Source organism: Bradyrhizobium manausense (assembly GCF_018131105.1).
Lineage (GTDB): Bacteria > Pseudomonadota > Alphaproteobacteria > Rhizobiales > Xanthobacteraceae > Bradyrhizobium > Bradyrhizobium manausense_B.
This window is the reverse complement of the sequence record NZ_JAFCJI010000001.1, coordinates 2,418,602-2,432,550: the sequence shown is the minus strand read 5'-3', so window position 1 is coordinate 2,432,550 and position 13,949 is coordinate 2,418,602. Positions and strand designations below refer to the sequence as shown.

Sequence of the window (13,949 nt, the reverse complement as noted above, 5' to 3'; positions counted from 1 at the left end):
GCCTCTGCGAGCCCTGCGCATCGACGTTCGCGAGCGAGCGTCGATCGAGGTGAATTTCCTCGGATTTCAATGACAGGTTGAGACAAATCCGCGCGACCTGCGAAAGCTGTTCGCGACAGGATTTGCAAGAGTGGAGCGCGCAAGATCGCGCGCGGTCCATGCGATCGTACGCGCGCGCGTTTGCGACACGACAAGACACGAGCGCCCAAACGAAAGGGCGGCGCCGATTGCCGGTGCCGCCCTTGAACGATGCACGTCAGACTGCTTTACGGGCAGGGATGGCGTTCGCCGTCATAGCCGAGATAGGTCCCTGACGCCGGATCGTATGACCGGTAGCGCTGGGCACAATAGGCAACCGAGTCGCCGCCGCCGTCGGGCACCACGGCGACGGTCGCGCCGTCGTCATAATAGCCGTCGTCATAATAGCCATCGCCGTAATAGGGGCCGCCGCCGTAATAGGCGTAGGACGAGCCGATCGCGCCGATCGCAGCACCGGCTGCGACGCCGGGCCAGAAGCCGCCACCGTGATGGTGGTGCCAGCCGCCGCCATGCCAGTTGCCGCCGCCGCCATTCCAATGGCCGCCGGCCGCTGCGAAGTTACGTGTGCCGCCGCTGAAGGTGGCTCCGCCGCTCGGGCGCACCGCCGCACTCGCTGCAACATTGGCGCCGCCTCCGCTGAATCGGGCGCCGCCGCCAAAGCTGCCGCCGCCCATGCGGGCACCGCCACCGCTGAAGTGGGCACCGCCGCCGCCACCAAAATGACCGCCGCCGCCGAAATGAGCTCCGCCGCCACCGCCGTGATGGCCCTGGGCGAAGCTCGGGGTTGCCATCGGAAGTACCAGTGCCAGCGCTGCGGCCGCACCCAAAACTCTTAGACTGTTCATGTTCAAACTCCTTTCCCGGAAGCAAATCCCCTGAAAGGGCGACAGTTCCAGGGATCACACCGGTTTGCGCATGAAGAGCAGATTTTCACGCCGCCGCTGTACCCGGCATGAACGGAACGCGTCCGATTTGCGGCGGCTGTCATGTGCTCCGGTCGTCGTATTCGGGGCGGAGCACGACCGCGCCGGCCGAACTGGACATTTGGCCGTCCGGATGGCATCAGGACCCCACGAAGCAGGGCCCTTGCCGCATGAAACAATTCTTCCTGAAGCTCTTCACCTGGTGGAACGGCCAGACTTTTGGCACCCAACTCTGGACCTCCAGGTTCGGGGAGCTGGTTGGTCAGGACGAGCAGGGCAACCGCTATTACCGCACGGCCGGCGGCAAGATCGATCCGACGCTCGGCTTCGAGCGGCGCTGGGTGATCTATAACGGCTATGCCGAGGCGAGCCGCATTCCGCCGGAATGGCACGGCTGGATCCATCACGTCGTTGACGTGCCGCCGACCGAGATCAACTACCAGCCGCGCGAATGGGAAAAGCCGCACCAGCCGAATCTCACGGGCACGGCCAAGGCCTACCGGCCCTCCGGCTCGACCCTGGCCAGCGGCAAGCGGCCGAAGGCGACTGGCGACTACCAGCCCTGGACGCCTGGTTAGCTTCTTCCTTCACTGGATTGGATGCACACGCATCCTGACGTCGTCGCTGTGGACAACGGGATCAGCGGGGATGCCGGCTGCCGGGCCGTTGCGCCCGCACGAGCGATGCGGCTCAATGAACCCATCTTACGGAGATGGGAAACCATCGCGTTCGGTTCGGGCAACAGTTCGCGACTGTCCCGAAATGCAGCGGCCGCCGAGGAAGGACTCGATCGGGAGATAGGCCCCCGGTCTGGAAGCTCCGACATCGCCCGATGAGAATGTGCGCCGCCGTGAGACAGGAAAGGCCGCTTGGGAAACCGAGCGGCCTTTTTCTGTTGGGAGCAGAGGTCTTGTGCGCCGGACGCAGCGCAGCGCTTCTACCGCGGTGTGCTGCAGAGCCGGGGCCCATCTCACCGCATGCCGCTTCTGGATCCCGGATCCGCGCAGCAACGCAAGAGCGCTGCAACGCGTCCGGGACGCGAGAGGCGGAAGCTACGTCAATCGTGCCGACGCGCGCGCGACGGCTTCGAGACGGCGAGCCTGCCTTGGCGCGCCACGCTCCCGGAGCAAGGCGAGCACCTCCGCAGGCGCGGTCTCCGGCGAGCCCGAGTTGAACGGCGGTGCCGGATTATATTCGAGCTGAAGCTGGATCGCTTCCGCCGTCGTGCGGTCGAGCAGGATCGAGACCAGCGTCAGCGCGAAATCGATCCCTGCGGTGACGCCGCCGCCGGTGATGCGGTTACGATCGACGCAGACGCGCGTCCTGGTTGGCGTCGCGCCGAACTGGCTGAGCATCTCCATCGCACTCCAATGGGTCGCGGCGCGATAGCCCTTCAACAGGCCCGCGGCACCGAGCGCCAGCGATCCCGTGCAAACCGAGGTGACGTACCTTGCACCCTCGGCCTGCCTGCGCAGGAAATCGAGCACCTCCTCGTCATTGAGCAGGTCATCGGTGCCGCCGCCGCCGGGCACGCAGATCACGTCGAGCTGCGGACAATCGGCGAATGTCGTGGTCGGCGTCAGCGTCAGCACGGAGTCGCTCGGCACCGGCTCGATGCGCTTCCAGATCAGATGCAGTTTTGCACCGGGAACATTGGCGAACACCTGCAGGGGACCGGTGAAGTCGAGCTGGGTGACGCGGGGAAACACCAAAAGTCCGATCTGGAGCGGTGCCGACATGAGAGCCTCCGATGAAGTGCTTGACGGGCGCAAAATGGCATGGTGCTCTCTTGTCCAAAATGGCATATTTCCCTCACTTTCGGACAAAACCATGATCGGCTTCCTGATCTTCCCGGATTTCCAGTTGCTCGATGCGGCGGGTCCGATCTCGGTGTTCGAGATCGCGGCACGCGCCGGCGACAAGCCCCTTGCGCTGCGGGTGCTGGCGCTGAACGCCGGTGCCGTGCGCTCGTCCTCCGGCGTTGAGATGATGGCGCGTGATTTCAAGTCGGCGAATGCGATCACGACGCTGGTCGTGGCGGGCGGCTCGGGCGTCGAGGCCGCGGCGCGCTGTCCGGAGACCCTCGCGTTCGTGCAGCGGTTGGCCAGGCGCGGCGTGCGGATAGCCAGCGTCTGCTCCGGCGCCTACTTACTCGCGGAAGCCGGTTTGCTCGATGGCCGCCGCGCCACCACGCATTGGGGCCGTACGCGCGATTTCGTCGCGCGCTATCCGAAGGTCAAGTTCGAGCCGGATCAGATTTTTACCCGCGACGGCAATGTATGGACCTCGGCGGGCATCACGGCCGGCATCGACCTCGCGCTCGCGATGGTCACCGAGGACCATGGCGAGGAGATCGCGCAGGCGACCGCGCGCCAGCTCGTGCTGTATCATCGCCGCAGCGGCGGCCAGTCGCAGTTTTCATCGCTGCTGGAATTGAAGACGCCGAACGGTCGCTTCGGCGCGCTGTTGTCCTGGGCGCGGGAAAATCTCGACGCGCCGCTCACGGTGGAAAACCTCGCCGATCGCGCCGGCATGAGCGCACGGCATTTTGCCCGCGCCTTTGCCGCCGAGACCGGCACGACGCCGTCGAAAGCGATCGAGCGGTTGCGGATCGAAGTTGCCCGCGAGCGCGTGCAGTCCTCGCGCGAAGCCATCGAGCTGGTCGCGGAGGCGACCGGCTTCCGCGATCCCGAGCGCATGCGCCGCGCCTTCATCCGCGCCTTCGGCCAGCCGCCGCAAGCGCTGCGGCGCGCGGCACGAGCGGGGTAGGGGCGGGGCGCGCGATCGTCAGCCCAGACCCTTGCCGACCTTGCCGACCTCGCGACCGACAGACGCGATCACATCATTTCGTCCGGTCGGGTCGAGCGATGCGCCGGTGAGGTAGACCGCGACAATGAGGGGCGAACGCTCAGGCGGCCATACGATGGCAACGTCGTTGGTGGTGCCATGTTCACCTGCTCCCGTCTTGTCGCCCACTCGCCAGGCTTGCGGCAGGCCCGCACGCAAGCGACTATCGCCGGTCTTGTTCGCGATGAGCCATTTGGCGAGTTGATCGCGCCCCTCCGGCCGGAGGACATCGCCGAGCAGCAAGCGCCTGAAATTTCCGGCCATTGCGTTCGGCGTTGTCGTGTCGCGGGGATCGCCCGGCGCGGCCTCGTTCAGTTCGGTTTCCGTCCGATCCAGTCTCGTCATGGTGTCGCCGAGGCTCCGCGCAAAGCTGGTCAAACCGGCGGGGCCGCCGATATGTTTCAGAAGCGCGTTTCCGGCGGTGTTGTCGCTTCTGGTGATGGCAGCATCGCAAAGTTCACGGAGCGACATTCCCTCTCCGCCGACATGCTCGCGGGTGACGGGCGAATTCTCGACGAGATCGGCCTGCTCGATACGAACGCGCCGTTCAAGGCGTTCCAGCTTGCCGCCCACGTCCTTGAGTATTGCAGCCGCCGCCAGGACCTTGAACGTGCTGCACATCGGAAAGCGTTCGTCTCCCTTGTGATGAAACGACACGCCAGTTGTCGTGTCGAGCACGGACACGCCGAGCCGACCACCGCTCTTGAGCTCCAGCTGTTTGACGGCTTCGATGAGCTGTGCAGTTCCATCCGACGCTGCAGCCGAAACGTTCGGCAGCAAGAGACCTCCGGCGACCGCAAATGCGGATGAGCTGAATTGACGTCGTGTTAGCATCGAGAACTCCCGTGAATGCGGGAAGGTTTTGCGTTGCGCTCCTGCGATTGACAAACGATGGTTCGTAAGGCCATCCATAAGCAAAACTTGGATCAGATGTGGCCCGCCGCCCAGCCAGCATTTCCAGCCTGCCACTGAACGCGCTCCGCTCATTCGAAGCGGCTGCGCGCCATCTCAGCTTCACCAAGGCCGGTCTCGAACTTCGCGTGTCGCAGGCCGCCGTGAGCCAGCAGGTGCGGATTCTGGAAGAGAGCCTGCGCGTGAAGCTTTTCCGCCGATTGACTCGCGGGCTCGCTCTCACGGAAGAGGGCGAGGCGTTGCTGCCGGCGATCTCGGATGCATTCAGCCAGATCAACCAGGTCCTGGACCGGTTCGAGAACGGTCGGATACGCGAGATTCTGACAATTGGCGTGGTTGGAACATTCGCGTCCGGCTGGCTGCTTCCGCGTCTCAGGAGCTTTACCGCCGCTCATCCGCACATCGATGTCAGGATCTTCGCGAATAACAATCGCGTGGACCTCGGCGGCGAAGGGCTGGATTACGCTATTCGATTTGGCGACGGTGCGTGGCACGGAACGAACGCCGAGCCTCTGGTCGACGCCCATTTCACGCCGATGTGCGCCCCAACAGTTGCAAAGCGACTGAAGAACCCCGTCGACCTCCATAAGGAGGTGCTGTTGCGGTCATATCGGTTGGGCGAGTGGGCTCAGTGGTTCGATGGCGTGAAATGCAGGCAACCCCGGATGACCGGCCCGACCTTCGATTCATCTGTCTCTTTGGCGCACGCGGCGGCTCAAGGCGCCGGGGTGGCACTATTGCCGGTCGTTCTGTTTTCGGACGATCTGTCGCGCAAGCGACTGGTCTGCCCCTATGACAGCCAAGTCTATCTCGGATCGTATTGGCTCTCATCCCTGAAATCAAAAAAGCACTCGCCTGCGATGAAGGCGTTTCGCGATTGGATCTTGGCGGAGTGCAAGAAAAAGAGAGCGCGCCATCCATGATGCTTGTCGGCCTTGCGACGCTGGTCTTAAGTTGAGCGGCCTGACGCTGCCGCACCACCGCCGGCACCGCGGGGCGGGTGCGATAGATTTATGACTTGCCACTCGAACGAGGAGGCGACGATGAGCGGGATGGAGTACAGCGACGAGAACGCGAAACGGCTCCAGCGGATTTATCTGACCAGCGATGTCAGGGCTCAGCGGGCGGAGACGATCCGGCAACTTGGATTATCGGCCGGCGAGCGCGTTCTCGATATCGGATGCGGTCCGGGATATCTCTGTGAAAGCATGGCGCAGCTTGTTGGGCCGGACGGCGCCGTCGTCGGTATCGATGTCTCGACCGACCTGATTGCCGTCTGCAACCGGCAGAAGGCTTCGGAATGGATTTCCTATGCCATCGGCAACGCGACGGAATTGGGCCAGCCCGATGCATCGTTTGATGCCGTCGTGTGTACACAGGTCGCCGAGTACGTCCCTGATGTCGACCGCGTTCTCAGGGAGGCCTTTCGCGTCCTGAGGCCAGGTGGGCGAACGATTATAGTCGCGACCGATTGGGATGCGGTGGTGTGGCATTCCGACGATCAGGCGCGCATGGCCTCGGTCATGAGATCATGGGAAGCGCATTGTGCCCATCCGCGTCTTCCCAGATCGATGGCGTCCAGACTGACCAAGTCAGGTTTTCATCTGGACGGAGCCTCCATCTTTCCAATCCTGAACTTGCGGTATGACGACGACAGCTACAGCAAGGGGCTGGCCCGGGGCATCAGGGATTTCGTCGGCCGCAAGAACGACGTTACGGCCGCTGATCTGAAGGCGTGGCACGACGAGTTCACGCGCCTGGCCGGCGCGGGACAGTATTTTTTCAGCACCAATCGCTATCTCTTCCGGGCGTCGAAACCTGCCGACGCCGATCTGAGATCGCCCTAGCTGGTGCGGCCTGCCGTCGCTGCGTCGCCGCATGGCGTCAGTCGCCGCACGATCGGCCCGAGCGTGTCGCTGGCTCGAGGCAACGAGCAATCCTGCAGCTTAGACGCCCTGATAGACCAGGCGCACGAAAAACTCTGGCGTAATGACGAACTGGCCCCATTTGGCATCGAAAGCGCCAGTCGGCTTGGCCGAGACGGCTTCCTCGATTGAACGTCCCTGCTGCTTGAGACGCGCGACGTTGTCGCGGATGGTGACCAGCATGTCGCGGTAGGACGACAGTTCGTCGCGGTTGCTGACCGGAGCGCCGTGACCCGGAATGACGATGGTCTGCTTCGTTGCGGCAGCCAGATTTGCTTCCGTCGCCTTGATCATGCCTCCGATGCTTCCACCGGTGGAATAGTCGATGAAGGGATAGATGCCGTTCCAGTAGGTGTCGCCGACATGAAGAATGTCAGCCTCGCTGAAGTTGACCGAAATGTCGCTGTCGGTGTGCGCCGGTCCGTAATATTTGAGCTGAAGCGTCGATCCGTTCAGCTTCAGGGTCTTCTCCGTATCGAAAGTATCGGTCGGAACGGCAGCCAGCGCTGCAGGTGTAAAATTGAAATCCCAGTCCTCGACCCTCTGCGCGGACATCAGGTGCTTGTGGGTATTTTCGTGCGCAGTGATCTCGGCACCCTCCGCGTTCAGCCATGCATTGCCGTCGGCGTGGTCGAAGTGCCAATGCGTGTTGATCAGGTGCGTGATCGGATCGCGGCTCAGGCTGTTGGCAGCCTCCAGGATTCGCGGCCGCGTGGCCGTGATTCCAGCGTCCACGAACACTTTACCGTCGCGTCCCGTCAGCACCGCGATGTTGCCGCCGGAGCCTTCGAGGATGCTGACATTGCCGCGAAGCTTGTGAACCTTGATGTGCGCCTTGGCAGCCTCGTCGCGGATCAGGTCGACGATGCTGCGCGCCTTGGCGTAGGCGGTCGCGGGGCTGAACCATCCGCCCGTTGCGGCGAAACCGGCGGCCGTCATACAGCACAGGCAGAAACCACGACGTGAGAGCGCGGGCAGATGGGAAACCTTGTCGCCGTCCTTGGTCATCGCGGGCATGACGTTCCTCCTCCTGATGTGGCGAGCCTTCGCGAGGCTCTCCTGCTGGAGGACGAGTATCCCGACGGCTTCCGCAGTGAATGCCCCCGCGGATCAGCTTCATGCCCGGGCGGATCACTTCGATTGCGGTCGCGGACTCAGGTCGTGCTGTTTGCGGCCGTCGCCGCGGCCGTACCGGCCCTTGCCGTCAGCCGCCGCGCGATCGGCGTCAGGATGTACGGCGAGAGGTGGATCGGAAACTGCGTCATCGCGAAATAGAGCCAGGTCGTTGCCGGCAGCGCGCCGGCAGTCGCCGCCAGCATCAGGCCGAGATTGCGCTGTGACACCATCAGCCCGAGCGCCAGCGCGCGCTCGTAGCCGATGCGGCGGAACAGCAAGGTCGTGACGGCGAGCAGCGTGAAATAGATCGCGAACGACAGAGCCGCGAGGCTGATGGTGAAGACCGGCTGCGCCACCAGATCGCTCACGACATCGCCCATGATCGCGGACGCGAAGATCAAGAGGATGATGATGTTGAAGCCGTCGATCGGCCGCTTGTGGCGCTGGATCGCGTCAGTGCCGAAGCCCCAGCGGATCAACGTCGCTGCCAGCAGCGACGTCGCGAGGATGCCGAGCAGTTTCAGGCCGAGCGTGAGCGGCGAGATGGCCAGCATGCCGCCGAGAAAGAGACTTGCAAACAGCGAGGCGGTGAAGGGCACGATCGCGGTTGCGGTCACCAGCGTGATCAGCACCAGCGTGGCGTCGAGCCCCATCAGGGCGGCGAGCGCCGGAGAGGCCATCATCGGCGAGGCCATGCTCTGGAGCATGAGCGCGAGAGACAGGCCGGGCGCCCGGTCGGTCAGGCCGCTCGCATGCGCGATCAGTCCGACGATCAGCGGTACACCGATCGTGGTCCAGGCCGTGGCTGACGCCACCAGCGCCGGTCGGCGCAGATGGCCGTACAGCGCCACCAGATCGACCCGCATGAAGGAGATGCAGAGCAGGACGAGGATCGCCTCGGTAATGTAGGGGCGCAGCAGCGCGCCGAGCGGCGGCACGGCCGCCGCGATGAACACGACGGCGGCGACCCCGCGCGTGCCCTGGCTGCCAAGCCAGGTCAGGCCGCGGAGGGGGAGGGCGAAGGCGGCTTGGAGAACAGACGGCATGGAGTGAGAGCATTGTCTGCCGGTGCCAGGGGCGGCCGGCGTTCTGGAGCGCCCCGGGGAGGAGCCTCGGGACCAAATCCCCTGGGACTATCCCATCCGTGACCCGGTCTGGCCAGTCGACGCCGGGCAGGGCAGGAATGCCGCCCTTTCCCCGCCGTATTCGGCGTGTTAACCGGAGGGCCTGCGAGCGGCGGTATCCCCTGTAGAATGTCCAACAAGCCCGATTCGCTGTTGAAGCCGCGCGAGATGTTCAAAACCTATACCCTGACAGGCCTTGCGGCGCTGCTGGCTGCCACCGCGCTGACGGTTGCAACGCCGGCCCATGCGCAGATCGGTACGATCTTCTCCGATCCGCCGCCGCTGCGGCCGCCGGGGAGCATTCCCCGTGGCGGGCAGCCGCAGCCACAGCCGACCCCTGATGACGACGAAGAGGTGCCCGAGCTGCCGCCGCAGGGTCGCGTGCTGCCGTCGCGCCCGATGCCGCGCCAGGGCAATGCCTTGCCGGGACCGGTCGAGACCCAGCCGCTGGCGCCGCCGCCGGGCAGCCCCGTCGCGCCACAGAACCAGCCGCCCGTCGTGGTTGCACCTCCCGGCGCAGCTCCTGGCCAGCGCCAGCCGCAGCAGAAGGGCGGGACCCAGCAAGGCGCCGTGCCTCAGGCCCCGGCGAGCCTGCAGCCGGGTGACGAGGTCGTGACCGAGCCGCCGGCCCAGAAGATCGTCAACAAGAAGGCGACCTTCTCCGGGCTCGACAAGATCACCGGCCGCATCATCAATTTCGACGAGGATATCGGCGAGACCGTGCAGTTCGGCGCGCTGCGCGTGAAGACCGATGCCTGCTACACCCGGCCCGCGACCGAAGCTGCCAACACCGACGCGTTCGTCGAGGTCGACGAGATCACCTTGCAGGGCGAGGTGAAGCGGATCTTCTCCGGCTGGATGTATGCCGCAAGCCCCGGCCTGCACGGCGTCGAGCATCCGATCTACGACATCTGGCTCACCGACTGCAAAGAGCCGCAGCAGACCATTGCGACCGCGGCTCCGGATCCCGCGACCAAGCCCGCGCCGCCACCGCCGCCTCCGGCCCAGAAAAAGGCCGCGCCCAAGCAGGCCGTGCAGCGTCCGCAGCAGCCTCTGCCGCCACCGCAGCCGGCCCCGCCGCCACCTCCGCCGCCGGAGCAGCGGCCGGGCCTGTTCGGTATCCCAGGGTTTGGCCGCTAGGCCAAATCCTCAGGGTTTCGTCGCCAGGCCAAATTCCCCCGGGTTTGGCCGCCAGGCCAAATCCCGCTGATAATGCAGCCGGTCATCCCGCTTCATTGCCGTGTGGCGATGATCTCAAGTGCGCGCGTGCCCGGGATCGCGTCGCCTGAGGACAATCGCAGGAAATCGCCGGGCTCGCCCGCGAGTGCCTTGTCCAGCAGCGCGGTGTAGCGCCGCCGCGAGATCTCGGCCGCGCCAAAGCTCTTCAGATGCTCGGTGACATATTGCGTGTCGAGCAACTCGAAGCCGCCATGGATGAGGCGCGCGACCAGATGCACCAGCGCGACCTTGGAGGCGTCGCGCGCGGTGTGAAACATGCTTTCGCCGAAGAAGGCACGCCCCAGGCTCACGCCGTAGAGGCCGCCGACGAGGTCGTCGCCCTGCCAGGCCTCGACGCTGTGGCAATGGCCGAGTTCGAAGAGGCCGCCATAGAGATCGCGGATGCGTTTGTTGATCCAGGTGTCCTCGCGCCCGGCTTGCGGCGCCGCGCAGCCGGCAATGGTCGCCTTGAACGCGGTGTTGACGGTGACGCGAAACGCATCCGTGCGCACGGTGCGCGCAAGCCGCGAGGCGACACGAAATCCATTGAGCGGAATCACGCCGCGCATTTCCGGCTCGACCCAGAACAGCGTCGGGTCGTCGGCGCTCTCGGCCATCGGAAAGATGCCGCAGGCATAGGCGCGCAGCAGCACGGCCGGCGTGATTTCAGACGAGGCGGAGTCGCGCGAAGTCATGATCACAACAATAGCAGGATCACGACGCGCGTGCGATGGGGGACGATCTCGGTGATCAGCCCGCCGCGGCGCTGTTCGCCTTGCCTGGAGCGGCGGGGATGCGGGGGAACCGCAGGATGATGCGGGTTCCGGAATGGCCGGGATCGCGCTCGACGGTGGCATCGAGCTTGGTTGCCATGGCCGCAACGATGCGCTGGCCCATGCCGGTGGAGCGGGGATCGGCCTTGGCGTTGTCGCCGACGCCGTCGTCGGTGATCGACAGCAGCAGATCCTCGCCCTGCGAGGTCAGCTCGACGTGAATGGGCCCGGCGCCATCGGGATAGGCGTATTTCACCGCGTTCATCACCAGCTCGTTGACGATGATGCCGACCGCGACCGCGCGGTCCGGGTCGATCTCGATCGGCTCGGCCTTCACCGTCAGGCGCGACATCCGGTTGCCTTCGGCGGAGCGGCGGAGATCCTCGAGCAGGGAATCCAGGTACTGGTTGAGCACGACGCTCTTCAGATCCTGAGATGTGTAGAGGCGGCGATGTACCTGGGCGACGGCGGCGACGCGGCCCATCGCGTTGGTGAGCGCGGCCTTGACCTCGTCCTGTCCGGCGGAGCTCGCCTGAAGATGCAGGAGTGAGGCGATGATCTGGAGTGAATTGCCGACGCGGTGGTTGACCTCGCGCAGCAGCAGCTCGCGTTCGGCGGCAAGCGCGGCGTAGCGGTCGCGCGAGGCATGGATCTCGGCCTCGGCTTCCTCGCGGGCCCGCTGCAACTCGGCCTGGCGCAGCGCGCCTTCGGCCGCGACATGCAGCAGCGGGATGAAGTCGCCCTTGACGTCCTTGACCAGATAGTCGGCCGCGCCTGCCTTCAGCGCGGTGACGGCGATGCTGGAATCCTGCGAGGCCGTGACGAACACCACTGGCGGGGCGCCTGATATCGCCATGATCTGCTCGAGCGTCTCGAGCCCGTCGAGACCCGGCATGTACTGGTCGAGCGCCACGACATCGATGCAGCCATCGCTACTGCCTCGGCTGCTGGCGCTGCGGATGCGCTCCAGGCCTTCCTCGCCGCTCGCGGCGTGGATGACCTTGTAGCCGCGCCGCGTCAGGCCGCGATCGACCAGGCGCGCCAGCGCCGCGTCGTCATCGATGTAGAGCAATGTTGGCGTGCGCTGCTGGTTCATGGGGCGGCGGGCGGGACCTGGATGACCGAGAAGAACAGGCCGAGTTGCCGGATGGCATTGGCGAAATTCTCGTAATTGACGGGCTTGGTGATATAGACGTTGCAGCCGAGCTCGTAGCAGCGCTTGATCTCCTGGCTGTCGTCGGTGGTGGTCAGCACCACCACGGGCGAGGCCTTGAGATATTTGTTCTCCTTGATCTGCTTCAGGATATCGATCCCGGTCATATCAGGCAGGTTGAGGTCGAGCAGGATCAGCAGCGCATTGCCCTTCTGCACGAGCCCGCTGCCATCGGGCCCGAACAAATGCTTCATCGCATCGGTGCCGTTGGCGAACGAGATGATCTCGTTGTTCACCCCCGAACGGCGGATGTTGCGCTCGATCAGGCGGGCGTGTCCCTCGTCGTCCTCGATCATGATGATGCTGACGGGCAGAGTCATTTGGCGGACTTCCGGTTGCTGGCGTTCCAGGCGATGGGCAGCGTGATCGTGAAGGTGCTGCCCGCGTTCAGTTCCGATGATACCGACATCGTGCCGCCGAGGCGACGCACAAGTGCACGTACATGGGCAAGACCGATCCCCTGGCCGGGCTTGTCCTGGGTTCCGGCACGGCGGAACAGGTCGAAAATCCGCTGATGGTCCTTGGAATCGATACCGCGGCCGTTGTCGCTGATTTCGAAGATGGCGTAGCCGAGCTTGGTGCGCCCGCGAATCCGGATCTCGCCCGGAACCCCGTTCTTCAGATATTTGATCGCATTATCGATCAGATTGGAGAAGATCTGCTCCAGCGCAAGGCGGTCGCTGATGATGGCAGGCAGCGGCTCGATGTGGATCTCGGCCTGGGCTTCGGCGGATTGGTGCGCCAGGGTCGAGACGATGGTCTCGACGAACTCGCGGGTGTCGATCTTCTCCGGCTGGAATTCGCGCCGGCCCTCGCGGGTGAGGTTGAGGATCGCCGAGATCAGCCGGTCCATCCGGGCGATCGAGGATTTGATGAAGCCGAGCGCTTCGGAAAAATCGGCCGACAGTTGCTTGTCGGGTTCGTCGAGCGGAATCTCCGCGACATCGAGCGCGGCGGTGCCTGCCGGCAAACCCGTGAGCCCCCCGATCCGCCGAAAAATGTCCTTGCCCAATTCTTCGAGCTCGCTGGTGAAGCCCATGATGTTGACCAGCGGCGAGCGCAGGTCGTGGCTGACGATATAGGCAAAGCGCTGGATCTCGTCGTTGGCTTCGCGCAGGTCTGCCGTGCGCTCGTCGACGGTGGCCTCGAGGTTGAGGTTGGCGTCGCGCAGGCGGCTCTCGGCGTCATCGCGGGCCTGCACCGAGTGCCGCACCAGCCAGATCGAGATCAGGGCGAGCAGCACGACGAGGCCGGAGCCGATACCGGTCATCGACGCGGCGATCGTCTGGCTATGGTCGGCATTCGCCGAGCGGAGGCGGAACAATCGCTCCTCCTCCTGGATCATTGCGCCCGCGGCGCTGCTGATGAGGGAGGTGGTGTTAGCGGCGGCCGCCTCCCGGACCAGTGCGCTGGCCTTGTCGATCTGACCCTGCCGGACAAAGTCCATTTCCTGCGCGAACTGGCCGAGCCTGGTCTCGATGGCAGCACTCAGTTTCTCGACGCTCTCGCGCTGCGCCGGATTGTCGCCGATCAGGCGCGTGATCCTGTCCACCGCCGGCACGATCGCGGCGACGGCCTTGTCGTGATCGGCCTTGAAGTTCGGCTCCTGCGTCAGGAGGTAGCCGCGCGCGCCGCTCTCGGCGCGCCGGACCTCCAACAGCAGTGCGTTGAGCTGGTTCTCCACCTCGAGGGTATGAACCACCCATTTGCTGTCCTCGCGCGCCTTGTTGACCAGATAGACGGAGCCGGCGCTGATTGCAGTCAGCACGACCAGGCCCGCTGCAAACAGCAGGATTTGCCAAAATGCGCGCCGCCGCTGTGCGTCAGCCGTCACGACGGTCTCGCCCGATCAAACTGGA

The 13,949-nt window shown here is 64.8% G+C and carries 14 protein-coding genes; 5 read left to right on the top strand and 9 right to left on the bottom strand.

Going from position 1 to position 13,949, the window contains the following annotated elements; all coding sequences use genetic code 11:
- Nucleotides 1-266 precede the first annotated feature (266 nt).
- Nucleotides 267-884, bottom strand: a complete 618-nt coding sequence (locus JQ631_RS11480) for a BA14K family protein (RefSeq protein ID WP_212326270.1) — start codon at nt 882-884, stop codon at nt 267-269.
- Nucleotides 885-1,132: 248 nt separating this feature from the next.
- Between JQ631_RS11480 and JQ631_RS11475 the strand changes: the two genes are divergently transcribed.
- Nucleotides 1,133-1,540, top strand: coding sequence for an NADH:ubiquinone oxidoreductase subunit NDUFA12 (locus JQ631_RS11475; RefSeq protein WP_212326269.1), 408 nt, complete (start codon nt 1,133-1,135; stop codon nt 1,538-1,540).
- A gap of 474 nt (nt 1,541-2,014) precedes the next feature.
- Here JQ631_RS11475 and JQ631_RS11470 read toward each other — a convergent pair whose 3' ends face one another.
- Nucleotides 2,015-2,701 (bottom strand): DJ-1/PfpI family protein, encoded by a 687-nt coding sequence (locus JQ631_RS11470; RefSeq protein WP_212326268.1) that lies wholly within the window; start codon nt 2,699-2,701, stop codon nt 2,015-2,017.
- Between the two features lie 91 nt (nt 2,702-2,792).
- On the opposite strand from JQ631_RS11470, the gene JQ631_RS11465 reads away from it, so the two are divergent.
- Nucleotides 2,793-3,731, top strand: a complete 939-nt coding sequence (locus JQ631_RS11465) for a GlxA family transcriptional regulator (RefSeq protein WP_212326267.1) — start codon at nt 2,793-2,795, stop codon at nt 3,729-3,731.
- Between the two features lie 18 nt (nt 3,732-3,749).
- Here JQ631_RS11465 and bla read toward each other — a convergent pair whose 3' ends face one another.
- The gene (gene bla, locus JQ631_RS11460) at nt 3,750-4,589 is read right to left on the bottom strand and encodes a class A beta-lactamase (RefSeq protein WP_249160257.1); all 840 of its coding nucleotides are present in this window, start codon (nt 4,587-4,589) and stop codon (nt 3,750-3,752) included.
- 152 nt (nt 4,590-4,741) lie between these two features.
- Between bla and JQ631_RS11455 the strand changes: the two genes are divergently transcribed.
- Both JQ631_RS11455 and JQ631_RS11450 read left to right on the top strand, forming a co-directional pair.
- On the top strand, nt 4,742-5,644 hold the full coding sequence (locus tag JQ631_RS11455; protein ID WP_212326266.1) for a LysR substrate-binding domain-containing protein: 903 nt from the start codon (nt 4,742-4,744) through the stop codon (nt 5,642-5,644).
- Nucleotides 5,645-5,764: 120 nt separating this feature from the next.
- Nucleotides 5,765-6,568 carry a methyltransferase domain-containing protein gene (locus JQ631_RS11450; RefSeq protein WP_212326264.1) on the top strand — a complete coding sequence of 268 codons (804 nt, stop codon included), beginning with the start codon at nt 5,765-5,767 and terminating at the stop codon, nt 6,566-6,568.
- A 99-nt stretch (nt 6,569-6,667) separates the two neighbouring features.
- Here the strand turns inward: JQ631_RS11450 and JQ631_RS11445 are convergent, their stop codons facing one another.
- Together JQ631_RS11445 and JQ631_RS11440 are read right to left on the bottom strand one after the other, a co-directional pair.
- Entirely contained in the window at nt 6,668-7,663 is a 996-nt protein-coding gene (locus JQ631_RS11445; protein WP_249160256.1) for an MBL fold metallo-hydrolase, read from the bottom strand.
- Nucleotides 7,664-7,800: 137 nt separating this feature from the next.
- Nucleotides 7,801-8,808, bottom strand: coding sequence for a Na+-dependent transporter (locus tag JQ631_RS11440; protein WP_212326262.1), 1,008 nt, complete (start codon nt 8,806-8,808; stop codon nt 7,801-7,803).
- Between the two features lie 207 nt (nt 8,809-9,015).
- Between JQ631_RS11440 and JQ631_RS11435 the strand changes: the two genes are divergently transcribed.
- Nucleotides 9,016-10,026: a DUF2155 domain-containing protein gene (locus tag JQ631_RS11435; protein WP_212326260.1), complete on the top strand. Its 1,011-nt coding sequence runs from the start codon at nt 9,016-9,018 to the stop codon at nt 10,024-10,026.
- Between the two features lie 92 nt (nt 10,027-10,118).
- Here JQ631_RS11435 and aat read toward each other — a convergent pair whose 3' ends face one another.
- From aat to JQ631_RS11415, 4 genes are read right to left on the bottom strand one after another with little or no spacing between them, the layout of a single operon-like run.
- Nucleotides 10,119-10,799 (bottom strand): leucyl/phenylalanyl-tRNA--protein transferase, encoded by a 681-nt coding sequence (gene aat, locus JQ631_RS11430; protein WP_212326258.1) that lies wholly within the window; start codon nt 10,797-10,799, stop codon nt 10,119-10,121.
- A 55-nt stretch (nt 10,800-10,854) separates the two neighbouring features.
- On the bottom strand, nt 10,855-11,973 hold the full coding sequence (locus JQ631_RS11425) for a sensor histidine kinase (RefSeq protein ID WP_212326256.1): 1,119 nt from the start codon (nt 11,971-11,973) through the stop codon (nt 10,855-10,857).
- Nucleotides 11,970-12,410, bottom strand: a complete 441-nt coding sequence (locus JQ631_RS11420; protein ID WP_212326255.1) for a response regulator — start codon at nt 12,408-12,410, stop codon at nt 11,970-11,972. Before JQ631_RS11420 ends, JQ631_RS11425 begins: the two co-directional genes overlap by 4 nt.
- The gene (locus JQ631_RS11415) at nt 12,407-13,924 is read right to left on the bottom strand and encodes a sensor histidine kinase (RefSeq protein ID WP_212326254.1); all 1,518 of its coding nucleotides are present in this window, start codon (nt 13,922-13,924) and stop codon (nt 12,407-12,409) included. The genes JQ631_RS11420 and JQ631_RS11415 overlap by 4 nt, the downstream gene beginning before the upstream one ends.
- Between the last annotated feature and the right edge of the window lie 25 nt (nt 13,925-13,949).

Coding starts and splice junctions, on each gene's coding strand:
- JQ631_RS11480 (WP_212326270.1), bottom strand. CDS start 884: ATGAACAGTCTAAGAGTTTTGGGTGCGGCCGCAGCGCTGGCACTGGTA.
- JQ631_RS11475 (WP_212326269.1), top strand. CDS start 1,133: ATGAAACAATTCTTCCTGAAGCTCTTCACCTGGTGGAACGGCCAGACT.
- JQ631_RS11470 (WP_212326268.1), bottom strand. CDS start 2,701: ATGTCGGCACCGCTCCAGATCGGACTTTTGGTGTTTCCCCGCGTCACC.
- JQ631_RS11465 (WP_212326267.1), top strand. CDS start 2,793: ATGATCGGCTTCCTGATCTTCCCGGATTTCCAGTTGCTCGATGCGGCG.
- JQ631_RS11450 (WP_212326264.1), top strand. CDS start 5,765: ATGAGCGGGATGGAGTACAGCGACGAGAACGCGAAACGGCTCCAGCGG.
- JQ631_RS11445 (WP_249160256.1), bottom strand. CDS start 7,663: ATGCCCGCGATGACCAAGGACGGCGACAAGGTTTCCCATCTGCCCGCG.
- JQ631_RS11440 (WP_212326262.1), bottom strand. CDS start 8,808: ATGCCGTCTGTTCTCCAAGCCGCCTTCGCCCTCCCCCTCCGCGGCCTG.
- JQ631_RS11435 (WP_212326260.1), top strand. CDS start 9,016: ATGTCCAACAAGCCCGATTCGCTGTTGAAGCCGCGCGAGATGTTCAAA.
- aat (WP_212326258.1), bottom strand. CDS start 10,799: ATGACTTCGCGCGACTCCGCCTCGTCTGAAATCACGCCGGCCGTGCTG.
- JQ631_RS11425 (WP_212326256.1), bottom strand. CDS start 11,973: ATGAACCAGCAGCGCACGCCAACATTGCTCTACATCGATGACGACGCG.
- JQ631_RS11420 (WP_212326255.1), bottom strand. CDS start 12,410: ATGACTCTGCCCGTCAGCATCATCATGATCGAGGACGACGAGGGACAC.